This window comes from Pseudomonas sp. XP1 (genome assembly GCF_053557675.1).
Genome location: NZ_JBNRIJ010000008.1, coordinates 78,861 through 101,630, shown reverse-complemented (window position 1 = coordinate 101,630; position 22,770 = coordinate 78,861). Strand labels below are relative to the sequence as shown.

Sequence of the window (22,770 nt, the reverse complement as noted above, 5' to 3'; positions counted from 1 at the left end):
CCCACAAGTACTCCACAGGTCATGAGCCTTGTGGGATCCTGTGGGAGCTGGCTTGCCGGCGATGGGCTGCAAAGCAGCCCCATGCTCAGGCTGTCTTGGGCGGCAACTTGCTCAGGCGTAGCGCCACCAGCAACGCCACCGCCAGCAGGCTGCCGATGAACAGCCCGATGCCATTCCAGCCCCACTGATGCCAGAACACCCCGCCCGCCGTACCGGCCACACTTGACCCGGCGTAATAGCTGAACAGGTACAACGACGACGCCTGTCCCTTGGCCTTCAAAGCCCTGCGGCCGATCCAGCTGCTGGCCACCGAGTGCGCGCCAAAAAAGCCGAAGGTGAACACCAGCATACCGACGATCACCATCGCCAACGGGCTGGCCAGGGTCATCATCAAGCCGCCCGCCATAACCACGATACTGGCCCAGAACACCTTGCGCCGGCCCAGTTTGTCAGCCAGCGCGCCCACCTGCGCCGAACTGTAGATGCCAGACAGGTACACCACTGACAGCAAGCCGACCAGCGCCTGGTTCATGTGATAGGGCTCGGCCAGCAGGCGGTAGCCGATGTAGTTGAACAGGGTGACGAAGGCGCCCATCAGCAGGAAGGCTTCGAGGAACAACCAAGGCAGGCCGGCATCCCTGAAGTGCCTGACGAAGCCATCCAGCAGGCTGCGTGGGTTCATCGCCTGCGGGCGGAAATTGCGCGATTCGGGCAGCACCTTCCAGAATACCAGCGCCGCCACCAGGGCCAGGCCGCCTATGGTGAGCATAGCCGTGTGCCAGCTGACGAAGTCGATCAGTACGCCGGTGATCAGGCGCCCGCTCATGCCGCCAATGGCATTGCCGCCGATGTACAGGCCCATGGCCAGGCCGATGTGCTGCGGGTGGATCTCTTCGCTCAGGTAGGTCATCGCCACCGCCGCCAGGCCGCTCAGCGACAGGCCGACCAGGGCGCGGGAGGCCAGTACCAGCTCCCAGCTCGGCATCACAGCGCTGGCCAGGGTGGAAAGGGCGGCGCAGACCAGGGCAAACACCATCACCGGCTTGCGCCCGATGCGGTCGGAGATCGGGCCGGTGATCAGCAGGCCGAACGCCAGCATGGCTGTGGAGACTGATAGCACCAGGCTGCTCTGCGCCGCATTGATGGCAAATTCCTTCGACAGCAACGGCATCATCGGTTGCACGCAGTACAGCAGGGCGAAGGTGGCGAAGCCGCCGCTGAATAGCGCCAGCACGGTTTTCATGAAGGCGGGTGTGCCTTTTTCGATCCACATTTCGTTCAGCGGGGCAGGGTCTGGCTCGACGGGAAGGGGGGCTACAGCAGTTTTCACGGGCGGGTACCTCTGGCGCAATGAAAAAAAGCATATAGCTGGCTAATGATTAGATCCAATATATTGTTCGACCTATTTAAGACGTTGTGCGACCTGTTCGGAGCTGATCATGGAACTGCGCCATTTGCGTTACTTCATCGCCGTGGCCGAAGAGCTGCATTTTGGCCGCGCCGCCCAGCAGCTGGGCATTTCTCAGCCACCCTTGAGCCAGCAGATCCAGGCGCTGGAGCAGGAGCTGGGGGCCCGTCTGTTCGAGCGTACCAACCGTCGGGTCGAGCTGAGCGAGGCGGGGCGGTTGTTCCTCGAGGAGGCCCGCCAGGTGCTGGCGCAGGTGGAAAAGGCCGCCGATGTCGCCCGGCGTGCGCAGTTGGGGGAGCTGGGGGAGATGAAGATCGGCTTTACCTCCTCGGCACCGTTCACCTCGAAGATCCCCAAGGCCATCCACGCGTTTCGCCAGCGCTTCCCGGCGGTGCACCTGAACCTCAAGGAAATGAGCAGTCGCGATGTGGCGGAAGGGGTGTTTGACGAGTCTATCGAGGTCGGGCTGATGCGGCCGATGCCGCTGCCGGAAGGGCTGGTGGCCACCGAACTGTTTCGCGAGCCGCTGGTGGCGGTGATCAATGCCTCGCATCCATTGGCCGAAGGCACGGACCACGGCGTGCACATGGCCGCGCTGGCCCATGAACCGTTCGTGTTCTTCCCGCGCAGCTATGGCAGCGGGTTGCACGCGCAGTTGCTGAGCCTGGCGCGCCAGGCGGGTTTCAGCCCGCATTTTGCCCAGGAGGCGGGGGAGGCAATGACCATCATCGGGCTGGTATCGGCAGGGCTTGGGGTATCGGTGCTGCCGGCGTCGTTCCAGCGCATGCGCATCGAAGGGGTGGTTTATCGCACACTGCTGGATGAAGGGGCGATGTCGGCGGTGTGGCTGGTGCAGCGCGAGCATGGTGGGTCGGCGATGGCACGGGCATTTGCCGAGTTGCTCACGGGGCAGGTGGCTGGCGGGGGCAGTGTAGTTGCCTGATCGGGCCCCATCGCCGGCAAGCCAGCACCCACAGCGGGCGCGCATGGCTTGAGGCTGTTGCTTCGGGCAAAAGGCACTGGTCATTGCCGCAGCCGCACCACATACTCGGGCATTCGTTGATACACGGAGGTCAATCATGCGGCGCGTGGTGTTCAATCAGAAAGGTGGCGTGGGCAAGTCGAGCATCGCTTGCAACCTGGCGGCGGTGAGCGCCAGCGAAGGTTATCGGACCCTGCTGATCGACCTGGATGCCCAGGCCAACTCGACCCAGTATCTGACTGGCCTGACCGGCGACGATATCCCCATGGGCATCGCCGACTTCTTCAAGCAAAGCCTGTCCAGCGGGCCGTTCAGCAAGAAGAATCAGGTCGATATCTATGAAACCCCGTTCGACAACCTGCACGTGGTCACCGCCACGGCCGAGCTGGCCGATCTGCAGCCGAAGCTTGAGGCGAAACACAAGATCAACAAGCTGCGTAAGTTGCTCGACGAACTCGACGAGGACTACGAGCGCATTTACATCGATACCCCGCCAGCGCTTAACTTCTATGCGGTTTCCGCACTGATCGCCGCCGATCGCGTGCTGATTCCTTTCGACTGCGACAGCTTCTCTCGCCAGGCCCTGTATGGCCTGCTGGCCGAGATCGAAGAACTCAAGGATGACCACAACGAAGACCTGGTGGTCGAAGGCATCGTGGTCAACCAATTCCAGTCCCGCGCCAGCCTGCCACAGCAGATGCTCGACGAGCTGCTGGCCGAAGGGCTCCCGGTGCTACCGGTGTACCTGGGCAGCTCGGTGAAGATGCGTGAGTCGCACCATGCCAGCCTTCCGCTGATTCATCTGGAGCCCAGGCACAAGCTGACCCTGCAGTTTGTCGAGTTGCACTCGCTGCTCGAGGAGAACGCTTAGACCCCCTGGCTACGCAACCACTCCATCAACGACTGGAGTGGAAACGCCCCGGCCTGACGGCTGACTTCACGGCCATGCTTGAACAGCAGCAGGCTGGGGATCGAGCGGATGCCCAGTTGCCCGGCCAGGTTGCGGTTGGCTTCGCTGTCGAGCTTGGCCAGGCGGCAGCGGCCGGCCAGTTGGCGGGCGGCCTGTTCGAAGGTGGGGGCGAAAGATTTGCACGGACCGCACCAATCCGCCCAGATGTCGACCAGCAGTGGCAGATCGCCTTTGATCTGGCTGGCGTAGCTGGCTTCGGTGAGTTCGAAAGGGGTGCTCAGCAGCACGTCCTGTTTGCAGCGGCCGCATTTCGGCGCGTCGCCCAGGCGCTCGGCGGGCAGGCGGTTGAGGCCGTTGCAGTGGGGGCAGGGGATTACCAGTGGTTCGGACATGTCAATTCCTTGAGGTTTTTGGGGCTGCTTTGCAGCCCATCGCGACACAAGGCCGCTCCTACAGGAGATCGCGTACCCTTGTAGGAGCAGCCTTGTGTCGCGATGGGCCGCGCAGCGGCCCCAGGATTCATGATGAGCAGCTGATTTCCAGGTGCTTGCCCCATTCCGGCGGTCGCTCGGCATAGCCCTGCATCCCGGCCTGCTCCTCGAACGGGCGGCTCAGCACCTGATGCAGCTGTCGCACTTCACTGTAATCCCCCGCTTCGGCCGCTTCGATGGCTTTCTGTGCCAGGTAGTTACGCAGCACGTACAGCGGGTTCACCGCATGCATGCGCTCACGCCGCCCTTCCGCATTGGCCGCTTCACGCTCGCAGCGGGCCAGGTAGTCCGCCCCCCAGGCATCGAAACCGGCCAGGTCGATGAAGTCGTCACGCACCACCTTCAGCGCCTCGGCGACGGGCTGATCGCCCAGCTTGCGGAAGAACAGGTTGTAGTCCACACCACCGCTCTGCATGCGCTGCAGCAGGCGCTCCACCAACGCCATGTCGTCCTCTTCCGCGGTGGTCAGGCCCAGACGCCGGCGCATCAGGTCCAGGTAGTGTGCCTGGTACAGCGGCAAGAACAGGCCCAGCGCCTCCTTGAGCGCTTCGACTTCGATCACCGTGGTCAGCGCCTGGGCCAGCGCACTCAGGTTCCAGTGGGCGATAGGGACCTGGTTGGCGTAACTGTAGCGGCCACGGTCGTCGGAGTGGTTGCAGATGAAGTTGGCGTCGAAATCGTCGAGGAAGGCGTACGGGCCGAAGTCGAAGGTGATGCCGAGGATCGACATGTTGTCGGTGTTCATCACCCCATGGCAGAAGCCATAGGCCTGCCACAGGGCGATCAGCTCTGCATTGCGCTCGACGATGGTGCGGAACATGGCCAGATACGGCTGCACGGCATCGCGGCATTCGGGGTAGTGCTGCTCCAGCACATGGTCGATCAGCACGCGCTGCTGTTCCGGCTGCCTGGTGTAGTAGAAGTATTCGAAATGCCCGAAACGCACATGGCTCTGCGCCAGGCGGGTGAGCATCGCCGCGCTTTCGCGGGTTTCGCGCCACACCGGGGTGCTGGAGCCGATCACGCACAGTGCCCGGCTGCTGGGAATGCCCAGGGCGTGCAGGGCCTCGGAAGCGAGGAACTCGCGGATCGAGGAGCGCAGCACGGCGCGGCCGTCGCCCATGCGCGAATAGGGCGTCTGTCCGGCGCCCTTGAGGTGCAGGTCCCAGTGCTCGCCCTGGTCATTCAGCACTTCGGCCAGCAGCAAGCCGCGGCCATCACCCAGGCGTGGGTTATAGGAGCCGAACTGATGGCCGGAATAGACCATAGCCCGCGGGTCGGCCTCTTCCCACAGCTTTTGGCCACTGAACAGCTCGGCGAAAACCGGCAGCTCTGCCTGGGCCGGGTCGAGGTCGAGCAGCGCCATGGCCGACTCGCTCGCTACCACCAGGCGCGGGTCTGAGATGGGGTCGGGCAGGACCTGGGTGGAGAACGCGTCACCCAAGCGAGCGAAGCGATTGTCAAAGGTGAGTTGGTCGAGGGCTTTCACGGGCTGCTCCTGGAAGTCGGTACCTAGGGAGCCGCTTTGCGGCCTATCGCCGGCAAGCCAGCGCCCACAGGGGATGTGCAGGGCCTGGGTGCGGCGCGGCCCCTGTGGGAGCTGGCTTGCCGGCGATCGAGGGCAAAGCCCTCGCAGGGATTCTGCACAGAATAAAGTATTAGAGCCCACTCAGGCCGAAGCAGTGCCATCCGGTTTCGGCTGCTCCACCGGAATCAGCTGCTGTTTGCCGCCCTTCGGATCCATCAGGAACACCTCGACCTGGCGCACCGAGATCTTGATGTTGTGTGCCTTGAACTCGCGGTTGATGTAGCGGTTGATCTCGTCCAGCGTCGGGTTGCGGTCGCCCAGGTCGCGTACGTGCATGCGCAGCTCGTGGTCCAGCGAGCTCTCGCCGAAGTTGAGGAAGTACACGATCGGCTCCGGGTCCTTGAGCACGCGTGGGTTTTCGTGGGCACCCTTGAGCAGCAGGTCACGCACCAGATCCAGGTCAGAGCCATAGTCGATGCCCAGCTTCAGCGTTACCCGGGTGACCGTGTCGGTCAGCGACCAGTTGATAAGCTGACCGGTGATGAAGGTCTTGTTGGGGACGATGATGTCCTTGCGGTCGAAGTCGGTAATCGTGGTGGCGCGGATGCGGATCTTGCTCACCGTGCCCGACAGGTTGCCGATGGTGATGGTGTCGCCAATCCGCACCGGGCGCTCGAACAGGATCATGATGCCGGAGATGAAGTTGGCGAAGATCTCCTGCATGCCGAAGCCCAGGCCCACCGACAGCGCGGCCACCAGCCATTGCAGCTTGTCCCAGCTGACCCCCAGGGTCGACAGGGTGCTGACGATACCGATACCGACGATGGTGTACGACAACAGCGTGGTGGTGGCGTAGGCACTGCCCTGAGCCAGGTTCAGGCGTGACAGCACCAGCACTTCCAGTAGGCCCGGCAAGTTGCCGGCGAGGGCAAAGGTGATGCCGACGATCACCAATGCGCCCAGCAGGTCGCCGAGGCTGATCGGCACCATGCTGGCGGCGGCGCCGGTGCCGCTGGTGTATTCGTAGAGGACGAAATTGTTGAGGTAGGCGAACACCGAGATCAGGTCCGCCCACACCCAGTACAAGCCGGCGATGAAGCCGCCAAGCAGGGCCAGGCGGATCAGGCGCAGCGACTGCTGGTTGACCTGCTCGATGTCCAGCGTTGGCTCTTCGGTGATGACTTCGCCATCCAGGCCTTCCTTGGCGGCCGCCCGCTTGCTCAGCGCGCGCTGGTAGGCCAGGCGCCGTGCCGCCACCGACAGGCCACGCACGAACGCGGCTTCGATCACAAGCCAGAACAGCAGCAGGTACAGGGTGTAGATGAGCCTGTCGGTAAGTTTCAACGCGGTGTAGTAGTAGCCGAAGCACACGGCCACGAACAGAGCGATGGGCAGGGCGGTGAAGGCCACACCCACGGCCTTGCGGAACAGCGAGGTGTCGCGGTGCGCCGGGCTGCTGAGCAACAGGCGGCTGAGTAGCCAGGCCATCAGTGCGTAGCAGGTCAGTACCACGCCGATACCCAGTACATCATCGGCCAGCGCCGAAGGCTGATGTTCGGCCACCGCCACCACACCGACCAGTGCCAGTACCACGGTGCCCAGGCGGCGCACCCAGCCGCGCAGGAACTCGACCTGTGGCTTGTGCCAGCGGAAGTGGATTTCCGCCACGCCGCCCGGGGCGAGGATGCGGTAGGCGGTGTAGAACACCAGCCAGGCCTGGGCCAGTTGCCAGAGGGCCGCACCGAGGTTGGCGTTCTGCCCGCGGGCGTCGATCTGCAGGGCGTAGCTGCACAGGGCCAGGCCCAGGCTGACCGGCATCGCCAGCAGGATGTTTATGAGGATCGCCTGGGGTGTGTGCCACTGGCTGTCACGGCGGAAGTGGCCGATGTCCTGGTGCACCTTGCCCAGCCGTTGGTACAGGTACTTGCGGCGCCACAGCAGGGCGCCGATCACCAGCAGCAGCGGCAGGAACAGCAAGGGGCGCTGGCTCAGGCCGTCGCCCAGCTCCTTCAGGCCCGAGCCCCACGGCAGGTTGGCCATCTGGTCGGCCAGGCGCTCCGGCACATAGCGCAGCCAGTCCCAGTCCAGCGGCTTGTTGCTGGGGATCCAGAACATCTGCTCGTCGAGGGTGGTGCGCAGGCTCTGGGCGGTGCCCAGCAGCTGCTTCTGGTTGAGCTGCAGGGTGATGGATTCGTTGAGCAGCGCCGACAGCTCGCGGTTCAGTCGCTCCAGCAGATCGCTGCGGGTAATCGCCACTTCCAGCAAGGCCTTGCGCAGCTGTGGCGTCACATCTTCCTGTGGTTGGGCAGCCAGCAGCTTGTCGACATAGGTTACCGGGCTGCTCATCTGCTCGCGTTGCTGGTTGACCTCGAACTGGTACAGGCGGGTGTCGGCGATCTGGTCGGCCAGGTCGCGATCGACCTTGAGGTGCGGCAGGGTCTGCTTCTGCTTGTAGAGGATCTTCGACAGCAGCAGGCTGCCCTTGAGCACGTTGATCTGCTCGTCCAGCGCCTGGTCGGCTTGGGTCAGGGTGTCCAGTTGCTGCTTGGTGCGCAGGTTCTGCTGGGTCAGTTCGTTGAGGCGGTCGGTGCTTTTCAGCAGGTAGTCGGAGAGCTTGAGGTTGACCGCGCTTTCGGTGGCCAGCAGGCTGCTGCCGCCGGCTTTCTGGGCCTCGATCGACTGCTGGGTGACCGCTTCCTGGGACTGGGCCAGGCGCTTGTCGTTGATCAGGGTCTGCAAGTCCTGGATTTCCTGTTCCAGGCGCGCGGAGCGCTCGATCAGCAGGTCGTGGCGGGCGTTGCCCAGATCTTGCAGCAGGCTGTTGCCGGCCAGCTCCTGGCGGCGCAGCAGGGTCAGCGCGTTGAGCGATGCCAGTTCGGCATTCAACTGGTTGCGCTGGTCGGCGTTGATCGGTTTGCCGGCGTCCTTGCCGGTCTTGAGGATGCTGTTGATCTGCTGGGTGCGCGCTTGGCTGTTGCTGATTTCGGCCTGGGCGCGTTCCGGGCGGGTCTGTGAGTTGATGATCAGGCTGTTGGCTTCGGACAACGCCTTCTGCAGCTCGCCCTGCAGGGTGCTGCGCTCGCTGAGCATCTGCTCCAGTTGCGGCACCGAGAGACTGGCGTAACGCTGAGCCACCGGCTGTGGCTTGCTTTCCTTTAGCCTGGCCAGTTCGCGCTGGCTGTCGCTGGTTTCTTTCGGCGCACCGGTAAGCTGCTGCTTCAGCGCAGCGAGTTTCTTTTCGTTGTCTTCCTTGCTGGCGAGCAGGCTGAGGGTTTGCTCCAGCACCTGCTGCAGGGCTTTCTGCTCGGCCTCGGGCAGCTTGCGCTCGGCGATCTTGTCGAGGCTGTTCTGGATGCTGGCGGTGGTCGGGGCTTCTGCTGCGGTGGCTGCAAAAGAGAGAGACAGGCACAGCCCGAGCAGGGCTGTGCGGAGGTACACGCGCAGGGACATAGGCAGGCTACTTGTGGATCCGGCAGAAACGAAGTTTAGAGGAACAATCCTGGTCCGGGTCGCGTTCCTTCGGGGAATCTGACGCCTACTTTCTGGATCTTGTTCCCGTCCATGGTGGCCACGGTCCAGATCGTGCCATGCCATTCGACCTGGTCACCTACTACTGGAGCGCCTCCGACCTTCTGTCGGATGAACTGGGCCAGCGGCATTTTCGCGTCCAGGCCGTCGAGTTTCAGGCCGTACAACGCCGCTACAGCACCCAGTTCGGCATCGCCTTCGAGCACGAAGTCACCGAAGAAGCGCAGGTCCAGACCACGTTGTGGCGCCTGGCTGAACAGTTTGCCCAGGGCCGGCAGGTTGTGCTCGTGGCCGATCACGCAGAGCATGTCGCCTACTTCCAGTACCGTACTGCCGGACGGGTGCAGCAGTTGCTCGCCCCGGAACAGCGCGGCGATTCGCGTGCCTTCGGGCATTTTCAGCTCGCGCAGGGCGGCGCCGATGCACCATTTTTCGGCACCCAGGCGGTAGACGAACATTTCCCACTCGCTGGTGATGTGCACTTCCAGCGCGGAACGCGAGATTGGCGCTGGGTCTGGCGGTACAGTCACTTTCAGCAACTTGGCCATCCACGGCAGGCTGGTGCCTTGCACCAGCAGCGACACCAGCACGATGAAGAATGCCAGGTTGAAGAACAGCTGGGCGTCCGGCAGGCCGGCCATCAGCGGGAACACCGCGAGGATGATCGGTACCGCACCGCGCAGGCCGACCCAGGAAATGAAGGCCTTTTCACGGCCGTGGAAGGCCTTGAACGGCAACAGGCTGGCGACCACCGACAGCGGCCGCGCCACCAGGATCATCCACAGCGCCAGGCCCAACGCCGGCAGGGCGATGGGCAGCAGGTCGTGGGGCGTGACCAGCAGCCCCAGCACCAGGAACATGCCGATCTGCGCCAGCCATGCCATGCCGTCGAGCATGTGCAGGATGCCGTGGCGGCTGCGGATAGGCTTGTTGCCCAGCACCAGGCCGCACAGGTACACGGCAAGGAAGCCGCTGCCGTGCAGGGCGTTGGTTGCCGAGAAAACCACCAGGCCGCCGGCGATCACCAGGATGGGATACAGGCCGCCAGCCAGCTTGATACGGTTGACCAACTGCAGCATCAGCCAGCCGCCGCCCAGGCCGAGCAGCCCGCCTATGCCGAACTCGCGCAGCAAGTGGGTGAGCAGGCTCCAGTGCAGGCCGGTCTGGCCGCTGGCGATCATGTCGATCAGGGTGACGGTGAGGAACACCGCCATTGGGTCGTTGCTGCCCGACTCGATCTCCAGGGTGGCGGTGACCCGCTCGTTCAGGCCCTTGCCCCCGAGCAGCGAGAACACTGCCGCGGCGTCGGTGGAGCCGACGATGGCGCCGATCAGCAGGCCCTGGATCAGGCTCAGGTCGAACAGCCAGGCGGCGACCAGGCCGGTGAGGGCGGTGGTGATCATCACGCCGATGGTGGCCAGCGACAGCGCCGGCCACAGCGCCACGCGGAAGCTCGCCACCCGCGTGCGCAGGCCGCCGTCAAGCAGGATCACGGCCAGCGCCAGGTTGCCCACCAGGTAGGCGGTCGGGTAGTTGTTGAAGATGATGCCGCCACCATCGACCCCGGCGACCATGCCGACGGCGAGGATGATGACCAGAATAGGGATGCCCAGGCGCGACGACAGCGAACTGACCAGGATACTTGCGCCCACCAGCAATGCGCCGATCAGGAACAGGCTGTTGATGGTGCTTGCATCCAAAGGCAGATACTCCGGGGACCGCAGGGGGGAGGGGACTTGATAGCATGACGCTAGCAGGTCGCGTGCCAAATGATTCTAACCTGATGAATTGGCAGGCTGTAAAGCGTTTCTGCAGATGAAAAAAAGGCACCGCGGTGGGTGCCTTTTCTGGTGTTGTCTGGGCAGGCCCTTTCGCGGGTGAACCCCGCTCCCACACGTGCTGCACAGTTTCCAGACCTGTGCAAACCCTGTGGGAGCGGTTTAACCGCGAAAAGGCCGGTGCAGGATTTACGCCTGCTTGACCTCACGCATCGGCTTGCCCTTAACCGGTGCACCGTTGGCCACGTAGTACTTGGCGGTGCTGCGCGGCAGCGGCTTGCGGCCACGGATCTTGTCCGAGATTTTCTCGGCGATCATGATCGTGGTGGCGTTGAGGTTGCCGGTGATGATCAGCGGCATGATCGACGCATCGACCACGCGCAGGCCCTTCATGCCATGAACGCGTCCTTCACCGTCGACCACTGCCATGTCGTCGGTGCCCATCTTGCACGAGCAGGATGGGTGGAAGGCGGTTTCGGCGTGCTCGCGGATGAACTTGTCCAGCTCTTCATCGGTTTGCACGTGTGCGCCTGGGCTGATCTCACGGCCACGGTACGGGTCCAGTGCTGGCTGGGCCATGATTTCGCGGGTCAGGCGGATGCCGTCACGGAATTCCTGCCAGTCCTGCTCGGTGGACATGTAGTTGAACAGGATGCTCGGGTGTTGGCGCGGGTCTTTCGACTTGGCCTGGATGCGGCCACGCGCAGGCGAACGCATCGAACCCATGTGCGCCTGGAAGCCGTGTTCCTTCACGCCATTGGAGCCGTTGTAGTTGATGGCCACCGGCAGGAAGTGGTACTGGATGTTCGGCCACTTGAATTCAGGGCGGGTACGAATGAAACCACCGGCTTCGAACTGGTTGCTGGCGCCGATGCCGGTGCCGTTGAGCATCCACTCGGCACCGATGGCTGGCTGGTTCCACCACAGCAGCGACGGGTACAGCGACACCGGCTGGGTGCAGGCGTACTGCAGGTACAGTTCCAGGTGGTCCTGCAGGTTCTCGCCAACGCCCGGCAGGTCGTGTACCACCGGGATGTCGAGGCTTTCCAGCAGGGCGCGCGGGCCAACACCGGAGCGCTGCAGCAACTGCGGTGAAGCGATTGCGCCAGAGCTGACGATCACTTCCTTGCGGGCACGGGCTTCAACGCGCTCTTCACTGTCACCGACCAGGTAGGTCACACCGATGGCGCGCTTGCCGTCGAACAGTACGCGATCAGTCAGGGCGTGGGTGACGATGGTCAGGTTCGGGCGCTTCTTGGCCTGGTCCAGATAGCCACGGGCGGTGCTAGAACGACGGCCGTTCTTGGTCACCGTACGGTCCATCGGGCCGAAGCCTTCCTGCTGGTAGCCGTTGAGGTCTTCGGTGCGTGGGTAACCGGCCTGCACGCCGGCTTCGACCATGGCGTGGAACAGCGGGTTGTTGCCGGCTTTCGGCGTGGTCACGCTGACCGGGCCTTCGCCCCCGTGGTAGTCGTTCGGGCCGATGTCGCGGGTTTCAGCCTTGCGGAAGTACGGCAGGCAGTCCAGGTAGGTCCAGTCTTCCAGGCCTGGCAGTTCCGCCCAGCCGTCGAAGTCCATGGCGTTACCGCGGATGTAGCACATGCCGTTGATCAGCGACGAACCACCCAGGCCCTTGCCGCGGCCACATTCCATGCGGCGGCCGCCCATGTACGGCTCCGGGTCGGTCTCGTAGGCCCAGTTGTAGCGGCGGCCCTGCAGCGGGAAGGCCAGGGCGGCCGGCATCTGGGTACGGAAGTCGAAGCGGTAGTCGGGGCCACCGGCTTCCAGCAGCAGTACGGTGACGCCGGCGTCTTCGGTCAGGCGGGTCGCCAGGGTGTTACCGGCCGAGCCGGCACCGACGATGATGTAATCGAATTCTTGGGACATGAAAGTACCCTCGTGTTGGCGGTGATCAGGGAGCGGGAACGCCCGTGCGCAGAGGCACGGGCGTGGCTGGACAGGGCCTTAGAAGACCGAGTTGTAGCCGCCCAGCTCGACCTGGACCGACTTGATGCGAGTGTATTGAGCCAGCGAGCTGACGCCGTTCTCACGGCCGACGCCCGACTGCTTGTAGCCACCGACCGGCATTTCGGCCGGCGATTCGCCCCAGGCGTTGATCCAGCAGATACCGGCTTCCAGCTTGTGGATGATGCGGTGGGCGCGGGTGATGTCGTTGGTGCAGACACCGGCGGCCAGGCCGTATTCAGTGTCGTTGGCACGACGGATGACTTCTTCTTCGGTTTCGTAGGTGAGGATGCTCATCACCGGGCCAAAGATCTCTTCCTTGACGATGGTCATGTCGTCGGTGCAGTCGGTGAACACGGTCGGGGCCACGAACGCGCCCTTGGCGAAGTCACCGGCGGTCAGTCGCTCGCCACCGCACAGCACACGGGCACCTTCTTCCTTGCCCTTGGCGATGTAGCCAAGCACGCTTTCCATGTGCTGGAAGCTGACCAGCGGGCCGAAGTTGGTGTTTTCGTCTTCCGGGTTGCCAGCGCGGATGCGGGCAACGCGCTCGACGATCTTGGCCTCGAAGGCAGCTTTCATTTCAGCCGGGATGAACACGCGGGTGCCGTTGGTGCACACCTGGCCCGAGCTGTAGAAGTTGGCCATCATGGCGATGTCGGCGGCCTTGTCCAGGTCGGCGTCGGCGCAGATGATCAGTGGCGACTTGCCGCCCAGTTCCATGGTGACTTCCTTGAGCGACGAGCTCGAGGCGCTGGCCATGACCTTCTTGCCGGTGGTGGTGCCGCCGGTGAAGGAGACTTTTTCGATGCGTGGGTGCTCGGTCAGCCAGGTGCCGACTTCGCGGCCGCTGCCGGTCAGGACGTTGAACACACCGTTCGGCAGGCCGGCTTCGGTGTAGATCTCGGCCAGTTTCAGGGTGGTCAGCGAGGTGACTTCCGACGGTTTGAAGATCATCGCGTTGCCGGCGGCCAGGGCCGGGGCGGATTTCCACAGGGCGATCTGGATCGGGTAGTTCCAGGCGCCGATACCGGCGGTCACGCCCAGCGGCTCGCGGCGGGTGTAGACGAAGGACGATTCACGCAGCGGGATCTGCTCGCCTTCGATGGCCGGAACCAGGCCAGCGTAGTACTCCAGCACGTCGGCGCCGGTGACGATGTCGACGTAGCGGGTTTCCGAGTACGACTTGCCGGTGTCCAGGGTTTCCAGCATAGCCAGTTCGTCGTTGCGCTCGCGCAGGATCTCGACGGCGCGGCGCAGGATGCGCGAACGCTGCATGGCGGTCATCGCGGCCCAGACTTTCTGGCCACGCTCGGCGCTTTCGACGGCCTTCTCGACGTCAGCCTCGGTGGCACGTTGCACGTGGGCGAGGACTTCGCCGGTAGCCGGGTTGATGGCTTCGAAGGTGGCATCGCTGCCAGCGTCGACGTAAGCGCCATCAATGTAGAGTTTTTGCGTTCCGAAACGGGCCATAGTGTCCTCGCAAGTGCAGTGTGTGGTTTGGCTTGCGCGTCACGCTCCTGCCGGGTTGGCAAGGGCCGTGCGCGGCTGTTCAGCGGCCTGGTCGTTTGTACCCAGGGTGTGCTGCTTAGCCAGTTGTAGATCCATGTATTCGTAAGCAATCCGTATCGCCTGGTCGGTGTCGAATGCATCTCCCGACAGGGCGCCACGCAGCCACAAGCCGTCGATCAAGGCTGCCAGGCCACGGGCTGCCTTGCGCGCATGGTAGAGCGGCAGGGCGCGGCGGAACTGGCAACACAGGTTGGAATACAAGCGGTGGTCGTTGATCCGCTGCAACCTGTGCAAATCGGGCTGGTGCATGCTGGAAGCCCAGAAGGCCAACCAGGTTTTCATCGCCGGGCCGTTCACCTGGCTGGCATCGAAGTTGCCCTCGATGATCACTTTCAGGTGGGCGCGCGGGCTGTCGTCCGTCAGGGCCTGGCGACGTGCTCTAACACCTTCGTTGAGCATGTTCATGATGTAACCCATCGTCGCTGCGATCAGGCCGTTCTTGTCCCGAAAGTAGTGACTGATGATGCCGTTCGACACACCGGCCAAACGGGCAATCAGCGCAATGCTGGCGTCGCCCAGTCCGACCTGATCGACCGCCTGCAACGTGGCTTCGATCAACTGCTGGCGGCGGATGGGTTGCATACCGACCTTGGGCATCTTGCTATCTCCTCAGGCCTGCGAGCAGACGACGGGCGGCTGACTCGGCGAAGGCCAGTCTATTTTGTTTTGATTGAACGTTCAATCAATAAAGAATAAGCTCTGCGACAATTTGTGCCATTGACAGTTTTTCAGGCGGTCGAGAAGGCACGGATTGACACCCCAGGAAATCGCGTAACCCCCGGAATACAAGGCGTTGACGGGCATGAGCGATGCGAAATGCAGATTCTGCCGTGCGGTCATGGACCCTGCGGCGGGCCCTTGGAGCGGGCGGGGTGATCTGTGACGAATGCGCGCACCTCAGCGAAGGTGTGGCATTTGCAGCAGGCCACCTGTCTGTTTTTTTGCAACGTATCGATTCGGGATCACGGTTTCCAGGGTGCTTTTATAACACCTGATGCAGTGGGGATATTCCACCAATTGCTCGGGAAAGACTGATTAGCCTCCACAGCCGCACTGCCCGGAGCATTCGTGCAATGAGTTCTGCCTCACTTACCAACCCTCCGGCCGAGAGGGTACGGGTCAACCGCGTGGTGTTCTTCACCTCCGCGCTGATGATCCTCGTTCTGACTGCCTTGCTTATCGCTGTACCCGAAACCGCCGGCCAAGTGCTGGGCGTGGCCCAGAAATGGCTGACGCGCACCTTCGGCTGGTACTACATGCTGGTAATCGGCGGTTACCTGCTGTTCGTCATCTACCTGGCCTTTTCCGACTACGGCAAGCTCAAGCTTGGTGGCAAGGATGACCAGCCCGACTTCAGCTATGGCGCTTGGGCCGGCATGCTGTTCTCCTCCGGTATCGGCATTTCGCTGCTGTACTTCGGCGCCTCCGAGCCACTGGACCACTACTTCAATCCACCGGAAGGTACTTCTGCCAGCCTCGACGCAGCGCGCCAGGGCCTGCAGCTGACCTTCCTGCACTGGGGCCTGCATGGCTGGGCGATCTACGCCCTGGTCGGCCTGGCCGTGGGTTACTTCGCCTACCGCCACAACCAGCCGCTGGCCCTGCGTTCGGCACTGTACCCGCTGGTGGGTGAGCGTTGGGTCAAGGGCGCTGCCGGCAATGCCGTGGACATCTTCGGCATGTTCGTCACCCTGCTGGGCCTGGTGACCAACCTGGGCATCGGCTCGATGCAGGTAGCCTCTGGCCTGGAATACCTTTTCGGCATGGACCACAGCAAGACCAACCTGCTGGTGGTGATCCTGGTCATGGCCGGTGTTGCTACCGTGGCGGCGGTCTCGGGTGTGGAAAACGGCATTCGCCGCCTGTCCAACCTGAACATCGTACTGTTCAGCGGCCTGTTGATCTTCGTCCTGCTGGGCGGCGAAACCCTGCACCTGCTCAACGGCTTCGTGCAGAACATCGGTGACTACCTCAACGGTATCGTGCTGAAAACCTTCGACCTTTATGTGTATGAAGGCGAAGCCGGCAAGTCCGAGCGCTGGCTGGGCCTGTGGACCGTGTTCTACTGGGCCTGGTGGATCTCCTGGGGCCCGTTCGTCGGCATGTTCATTGCCCGTATCTCCAAGGGCCGCACCGTGCGTCAACTGGTCAGCGGCGTGTTGCTGATCCCGCTGGGCTTCACCCTGGCCTGGCTGTCGATCTTCGGCAACACCGCGCTGGACCTGGTGATCAACCAGGGCGCCGTGGAGCTGGGCAAGACCGCCCTGGAACAGCCGTCGATGTCGATCTACCAGCTGCTGGAATACTTCCCGGCGGCCAAGATCGTGATCGGTGTAGCGGTGTTCGTCGGCTTCGTGCTGTTCCTCACACCGGCCGACTCCGGTGCGGTGATGATGGCCAACCTGTCGTGCAAAGGCGGCAAGGTCGACGAAGACGCCCCGCACTGGATGGTGGTGTTCTGGTCGGTGGTCATCACCCTGGTCACCATCGGCCTGCTGTTCGCCGGTAACTTCGAAGCCATGCAGACCATGGTTGTGCTCGCGGGCCTGCCGTTCTCGGTGGTGCTGGTGCTGTTCATGTTCGGCCTGTACAAGGCCATGAAACAGGACGTGGCGGTGGAGCAGGAGCGTGCCGAGTTGGCCGCCCGCGGCCGTCGTGGCTTCAGCGAGCGCCTGACCCAGCTGGAACTGCAGCCGACCCAGGCCGTGGTGCAGCGTTTCATGGACAAGCAGGTCAGCCCGGCGCTGAAAGAAGCCGCCGCGCAGTTGCAGACCCTGGGCTTCGAGGTGGAAACCCGGGTTGGCCAGTCGCGCAACATGATGGGCCTGCGGGTGATGATGGAAGAGGGCAACCCGTTCGTCTATGAAGTGAGCCTGGACGGCTACCTGGCCGCGCCGAGCGAAGCACCGGTGGAAGGCGAGCCGGAAGTGCGCCAGCGCTTCTATCGTGCCGAGGTGTACCTGCACGATGGCAGCCAGGAGTACGACCTGATGGGCTTTGCGCCAGAGCAGATCGTGCGTGATGTACTGGACCAGTTCGAAAGCCACCGCCAGTTGCTGGGGCGTGTGTACAGCTGATTCTTGAGCGATGAGGAGGCCCTGCAAGACGCAGGGCCTTTTTCATTGGCAAGCAATAATTAGCCCGGGTGTCGGACAAGTTTGCTGCAGCCTGCCGGTTTTCTTCCGGAGGCATGCTTCATGAAACGTTCCACATTCGATTTTCAGTACGCCGCAGCCAGTCAGTTCAGTGATCGGCCGACATTGCGGCAGGTGACCAGCGAGAAGCTGTGGACCGTGCTGCTGGGGAAGCTGCCCTGGCTTGAGTATGTGAAGCCGGCGCTGTCCAACGCCGACCCTCTCATGCTGGATAGTCCCGATCCCAGCACGCCTTATTGGACTACCCAACCGCTGGTTGATCGTGTGCTCCAGGCACTGCTCGAAGCAAAGTCGCTGGACATCGAGCCTGTCGGTGAGCGACATCACAATCTTGCACTGACTTCCTCATACCGTTTCCCAGGCTCGGACAGCGCGTTCGATACCCGTCAACTGAGCGGCATTTCTGATGCACTCGAAGAGCTGGTACAACAACTGCCAAGGCTTTTCTGCGAGGCGCAGCTCAAATACTGGAATGCCAAGGGCAGCGCAGGAGTCAGCCGTGATCAGTGGCTGCAACTACTGCTGAGGACTGCACTGTTGCGTGGCCTGCCTCTGCAAGGATTGGATGCTCAGGAGCAGGCGTGCATTCGCGGCTTGATCCGCGGAGGAGCTGCCCAGCCTTCGGTTTACTTCGTGAAAGCCAGCCTGACCTGTGGGTCGATGCAATACGACCAGGTGCTCAGTCACCTGTTGGTCACTGGCGACTACGATGAGCGGCAGGTGGTGCTGTGGTGCGCACCGTCCGGTATCACGCGCAGCTTCGCTTCCTTGGCTGATTTCGGTGACGCGTTGAGGGGCGAACTGGCGCGGCACTACAGTTTTCAAAGCCTGTCGTGGACGCGTCAGCCGGTCGAGGGCAACGTCTTTGCCCAGCAGGTTTCGCTGCTGCTTGAGTCCATGTTCCAGTCTTTCGAACTGTTGCGCTTCAGTGGCTTGTCCGATGTGGCGGCAATGGAGAGGCGTTTCGCCGACCTGAGCGACCCGGCAGCCTGGTTCGTACGCTACGAGGACGACACGCCACCCGCCATGGCCCCGCCAGGGCTCAGAGCCAGTGCCCCGCAGGACAGCTTTGCCTGTCGCGCCGCGTTGTTGCAGCTCGCCCTTGACCAGCTGGATGCCGGGGGTGTTTCGGTGCTGGACGGCATCCAGTCGTTGACGGCATTTACCGCACAGCAATTGGGCGAGCAGATGAAAAAGGAGTATGGGGACGAAACCTCTCCAGATCACTTGCTCCTCGACCTGTACATCGCCCGGGGTGTGCCTGGCGGTGCTGCGACAGGTGCTGGCGGTGGCGAGTCGCTGGCGTTCGTGGGTACGAAGTCGCTTACCGAATTCGCTATCGGCAACCTTGCTTCGCTCAAGGGCGCGTACATCAAACAGGTCCGCCATAAGAAAGGCATCACTCCACCGAAGTGGCTGGATGCCGATGCAGCGAAGCGACTGGTCACCCAGGTCGACATTGGTGGCCGTTACCCGGCCTATGTTGCCGAACAGTTCGATGACAAGACCATGCGTGCCGAGCGCGTTGTGCGTTTTGCCAGGGAGTGGCGAAGCGCGTTTCTTTCCAGTGCCCTTGCGGCCAGGCTAGACGCGAAAGTCTCCGAGGTAGGTCTACAGTGCGTGGTTGATTTTTGCGCAGGTCATCAGGACCCTTTGGTTCCGCGCATGTCATTGATCCCCCTGGCTTTCAGGCGCAGTCGTCATTCGCGTAAGAAAGACGCTGTGCGCGGCATGTACTTGCTGTTCTGCGCCGAGCCGGCAAAGGTTCTGTTGTACCGCCCGCTATATCGACAGGACACGGTTCGCGACTACGCAAGCCTTGAGGCCTTGCTTGCACATATCCGTGAGTCGGCTCTGTTTCAGGAAAGCATTCTTGACTGGATCGATCCGGCCGCGCGCGACGTATATGCAGAGGGCGGGTTCAGTGAGCCACACATTGTGAGCATTGGTATCGACCCTTATGCGCTGCCGGCCCAGCCGGAGCCGGCGATGCTCGACCTGGAACTGTGGCGCAACGACGTTGATGAAAAAATCTACCAGGCCAATCGAGACCTGCTGGTCGAGCTGGCCGGCCTGGAATCGGTATCTGACGCCGAGAGCCGCTGGCAGCTTTTGTGCGAAGGCGCTTGGCTGTTGTTCGATGTGGTAACCCAGGCGATACGCGGCCCGGTCGCTTCAGTGGCCTGGTTAGTACAGTTTCTGGCTTCGCTGCAACACGATCTGGCCGCATTGGAGCAGGGTGGTGAGTTCGATCGATCCGCCGCAGTGGCCGACATGTTGCTCAACCTTGGAATGGCGCTGCTGCATGCCCATCAGCCGAAGCTGGAGACTGCCCCCGCAAGGCTGTTGCCAGAGGTTTCACTGTTCGAAGGGCCTGACCGGCAAAGCGGCGCGTTCACCGAGCTTGCTATCGAGGTGCGCGAAGAGCCGGAAGGCAAACTGGGCGAGCCAGGCAGCCAGGTGCTGGATTTTTCCTGGCGCGGCCAGCAAGGGTTCAACTGGCTGCCCGCGCAACAGCGGCAGAGGTTGCAAGCCATGCGCTCAAGCGTCTCGGTCAATGGGTTGAACCCCTTGTCAGTGGGTGATGGTGAAGGTCTGTACCAGATCGATGGAAACTACTACGCGGCTATGGCTGGTGACCTCTATGGCGTGGAGTTGCTGGCTGATGGAGTTCGGGTGGTCGATGCGACTGGCGGTTACGGGCCTTGGCTGGCATTTGTCGATGGGGCTTGGCAGGTGGATACGAAACTGCGCCTTGCGGGAGGCGCTCCCAGCCCCAGGACATCGGTATCGGGCCGATTCAAGAAACTGTACGACCGCGTCGGCCAGCTGGATGTGGAAATCTTAAAATTGAAATCGACAGTTCGGACAACCACCGAGCAGATAAAGGTTTTGTACCAGAGCCTTACCAAAATAGACGCGTTGAAGGTAAAGACGCAGGAGGATGTGAATTCGGCTCCGGCAGGTACCGATACGAAAGCACTCCGGTCACTGACCGCGCGGTATGAGCAACGAGCGATGGAAGTGCGGGAAAACATCGCCCAGCACCGAGAGCAAATCGCTTTGCTGATTGAAGAAGCCATTGGCAACGAAGACGAACAGCTAAAGCTGTTGATCACGATGGCAGAGCCCAAATATGCCACGCAACGCCGAAAGGATGGGTTGGATGAGCCTGTCGTCATGCTTGAAGAGAGTGCTCGCATAGAGCTGATTCGCGATTGCGAGTTCGTTTACAAGGAGCTGAGTGATCTGACGGACTATCCGCAACTTACCGCTCTGCAGCGGGCTATGGATGCGAAGCAATTTGCTGAAGCTGGTGAACAATATGCTGCGTATCGTATCAAGCTGGAGCTTGTGGTGGAGTACCAGGACCGCATGCTCGCCATGCAAGTGCATCTGGACAATTTGCTCGCCGAGACGCCGGTTGGGCTCGTTATACCTTCCAGCCGCCCTGGCAAGGATCGCACAGTGGGGCAGTTGATCGACGAAAGGCCCTTCTCGACTGTGCAGATGCGCTTCCATCAGGCTCAGAACCTGGCTGAGCTGTCCGTGCATTTCGATGCTCCCGGCGACCTTCAGACAGTCGCCCGCTACCGGGACGAACTGGTCAGCATGGCGTTGCGCAATGCTGCAGAGGCTCATGGGGAGCTGGATTTCGCCAATCTGTCGGCAGATGACCGCATCGTGATCCTGCAAGAGGCATGGGATGAGTACTCTGCCGCACTGCTCAATAGTGCCCGCATTCTCCGCGAAGGTGGCGACCTGATCGAGCCCGCAATGCTCGAGCGGTATCGCAACCATGTAGAGCAACTGAAGGAAGATGCGGGGCAGCGGCTGGTTGCCGCGATCTCGGAGCAGGAGGGTGGAAAGGTTGCGCAAAAGCGCACGCCCTACAAGGTGTCTACCGAAGAGCAGCGAGTGGTGCGCAATCTTGCTGGGCAGTTGATGATCGGGGTAGAAAGGACGATAGGCGAAAACCAGATCGTGGAAGTGCGCGAAACCTTCAGTGAAGAAGTACTGGCCATTTTCGACCTGGTGGATGGGGAATGGCGACAGCGTGAAAGCAAGCGCCCTTCATTGGCTGACGAAGCTACTCCAACAGATCTGTCCATGTGGGTACAGGCGCTTCTGGACAAGAGCGATTCCGTGAGGGAACAGGCCAAGGACTATCTCGAACACGACATCAAAGGGACGTTGCTCAAGCAGTTGTTCGACCAGCATCTGGAAAAGCTGAATCAGGCTCTCAGTGTGGTGCGTGATGCTGGCGGAAACGACAAGCTGGTCAGGACGCTGGAACTGGAACTGGACAAGTTGGGAGCGGAGAAGAAACTGCAAATGACCACGCTCTATACCGACACAAAATATCCGTCGGCCGAAGGTTTGCAGTATCTCCATGAGGAGGGCCTGATACAGGTCGAATACCTGGAGCGGCGCACTATGCAGGATGGCAGTGCTTTTGACGAATACCGGATCCTGCGTCTACCGAGCAAGCGAAACCTCTGGGCTGCGCACTTCCATTTCCGCTCGCCAGACGCTTTTGCAGAGGATTTCACGGTGGGTCACCTCAAGACCTGGAGCCAGCGTCGTTTGAGTAGCCAGGTCGCTGCAGTCTCGGGCCAGCGGGTGCACAGGGGAAAACTCACGCTGGACCAGGCGCGGGGAATCATTCCTTTCCAGTGAGCCGATCAACGGGAGCTTTGGGGTGGTGCCTGGCATGTGCAGGCATCGTCTGATTGCCCCGCTCGGCAATCATCTGTTCCAGGCCGATCAGCTCTATGCCCTGGCGCTTCAGCCGGGGCAGCTCGCGTTCGAGTACCTCGAGGGTTTGCGGATAAGGGTGGCCGATCAGTACGGCTGAGCCTTGTTTCCGAGCAAGTTCGACCCCGAGCTGCAATTCGTTGCCAATGGCCTCGGTCGTGCGAATGTTATCCAGAAAGACATCACGGGATACTTGTGCCACGCCCTGGGCCTGAGCCTGGAATGCGGCCACCGTGGCGGCGCTGGTGCGGCTGTCGACAAAGAACAGGTGCCTGCGTTGCAGGTCGGCCATCAGCATCGCCATTGCTTCGGGTTCGGCGGTCATGCGGCTGCCCATGTGGTTGTTGATGCCGACCACGCACGGCACCTGCGCCAGGGCGGCGTCCAGGCGCCGGGCCAGCTCCGGCAGAGGTGTGCCGGGGTGCCAGGCGTAAGGGCCGGTAGCCGGGTCCATGGGCATGTGCAGGATCACCGTCTTGCCGGCCTTGTGTGCCTGACGGGCGAACGTGGTGGCATGCGGGGTGTCGGGCATGATCGCCATGGTCACTGGGCCGGGCAGGGCCAAGGTACGGCTGTCGCGCTCGCTGCTCTGGCCCAGGTCGTCGATGATGATGCTCATGTAGGCCTTGCCGGCCGGCGCCGCTTGCGCGACCCCGGCCATAAGGCAGAACAGCAGACAAAGCAGATACCGCATG

At 62.2% G+C, this 22,770-nt stretch carries 13 protein-coding genes; 4 read left to right on the top strand and 9 right to left on the bottom strand.

From position 1 onward, the window contains the following. Positions 1-85 precede the first annotated feature (85 nt). A complete protein-coding gene (locus tag ACK1U9_RS09965; protein WP_153671436.1) occupies positions 86-1,273 on the bottom strand; it encodes an MFS transporter in 1,188 nt (395 codons plus the stop codon). A 166-nt stretch (positions 1,274-1,439) separates the two neighbouring features. On the opposite strand from ACK1U9_RS09965, the gene ACK1U9_RS09960 reads away from it, so the two are divergent. Continuing rightward, positions 1,440-2,351 (top strand): LysR family transcriptional regulator, encoded by a 912-nt coding sequence (locus ACK1U9_RS09960; protein WP_046613508.1) that lies wholly within the window; start codon positions 1,440-1,442, stop codon positions 2,349-2,351. Between the two features lie 136 nt (positions 2,352-2,487). Further along, positions 2,488-3,261, top strand: a complete 774-nt coding sequence (locus tag ACK1U9_RS09955) for a ParA family protein (protein WP_046613507.1) — start codon at positions 2,488-2,490, stop codon at positions 3,259-3,261. On the opposite strand, the gene trxC is transcribed toward ACK1U9_RS09955, so the two are convergent. The 7 genes from trxC to betI all read right to left on the bottom strand — a co-directional run bounded on the left by trxC (position 3,258) and on the right by betI (position 14,759). Then, positions 3,258-3,692, bottom strand: coding sequence for a thioredoxin TrxC (trxC, locus tag ACK1U9_RS09950; protein ID WP_063912048.1), 435 nt, complete (start codon positions 3,690-3,692; stop codon positions 3,258-3,260). The genes ACK1U9_RS09955 and trxC overlap by 4 nt on opposite strands. Before the next feature lie 127 nt (positions 3,693-3,819). Then, complete coding sequence (selO, locus tag ACK1U9_RS09945) at positions 3,820-5,280, bottom strand: protein adenylyltransferase SelO (protein WP_108480382.1); 1,461 nt, start codon at positions 5,278-5,280, stop codon at positions 3,820-3,822. A 180-nt stretch (positions 5,281-5,460) separates the two neighbouring features. Continuing rightward, positions 5,461-8,769: a mechanosensitive channel MscK gene (gene mscK, locus ACK1U9_RS09940; RefSeq protein ID WP_085602039.1), complete on the bottom strand. Its 3,309-nt coding sequence runs from the start codon at positions 8,767-8,769 to the stop codon at positions 5,461-5,463. Between the two features lie 35 nt (positions 8,770-8,804). Further along, positions 8,805-10,547, bottom strand: a complete 1,743-nt coding sequence (locus tag ACK1U9_RS09935) for a potassium/proton antiporter (protein ID WP_046613503.1) — start codon at positions 10,545-10,547, stop codon at positions 8,805-8,807. A gap of 267 nt (positions 10,548-10,814) precedes the next feature. Continuing rightward, positions 10,815-12,512: a choline dehydrogenase gene (gene betA / locus ACK1U9_RS09930; protein WP_108480381.1), complete on the bottom strand. Its 1,698-nt coding sequence runs from the start codon at positions 12,510-12,512 to the stop codon at positions 10,815-10,817. Between the two features lie 78 nt (positions 12,513-12,590). Further along, positions 12,591-14,063 (bottom strand): betaine-aldehyde dehydrogenase, encoded by a 1,473-nt coding sequence (gene betB, locus ACK1U9_RS09925; RefSeq protein ID WP_025340943.1) that lies wholly within the window; start codon positions 14,061-14,063, stop codon positions 12,591-12,593. Positions 14,064-14,102: 39 nt separating this feature from the next. Continuing rightward, positions 14,103-14,759, bottom strand: coding sequence for a transcriptional regulator BetI (gene betI / locus ACK1U9_RS09920; protein ID WP_003259891.1), 657 nt, complete (start codon positions 14,757-14,759; stop codon positions 14,103-14,105). Positions 14,760-15,292: 533 nt separating this feature from the next. On the opposite strand from betI, the gene ACK1U9_RS09915 reads away from it, so the two are divergent. Together ACK1U9_RS09915 and ACK1U9_RS09910 are read left to right on the top strand one after the other, a co-directional pair. After that, positions 15,293-17,239, top strand: a complete 1,947-nt coding sequence (locus ACK1U9_RS09915) for a BCCT family transporter (protein ID WP_223998156.1) — start codon at positions 15,293-15,295, stop codon at positions 17,237-17,239. Between the two features lie 120 nt (positions 17,240-17,359). Further along, positions 17,360-21,997: a dermonecrotic toxin domain-containing protein gene (locus ACK1U9_RS09910; protein ID WP_108480380.1), complete on the top strand. Its 4,638-nt coding sequence runs from the start codon at positions 17,360-17,362 to the stop codon at positions 21,995-21,997. Here ACK1U9_RS09910 and ACK1U9_RS09905 read toward each other — a convergent pair. Next, the gene (locus ACK1U9_RS09905) at positions 21,981-22,769 is read right to left on the bottom strand and encodes a divergent polysaccharide deacetylase family protein (RefSeq protein ID WP_449109857.1); all 789 of its coding nucleotides are present in this window, start codon (positions 22,767-22,769) and stop codon (positions 21,981-21,983) included. The genes ACK1U9_RS09910 and ACK1U9_RS09905 overlap by 17 nt on opposite strands. Position 22,770: the final 1 nt, after the last annotated feature.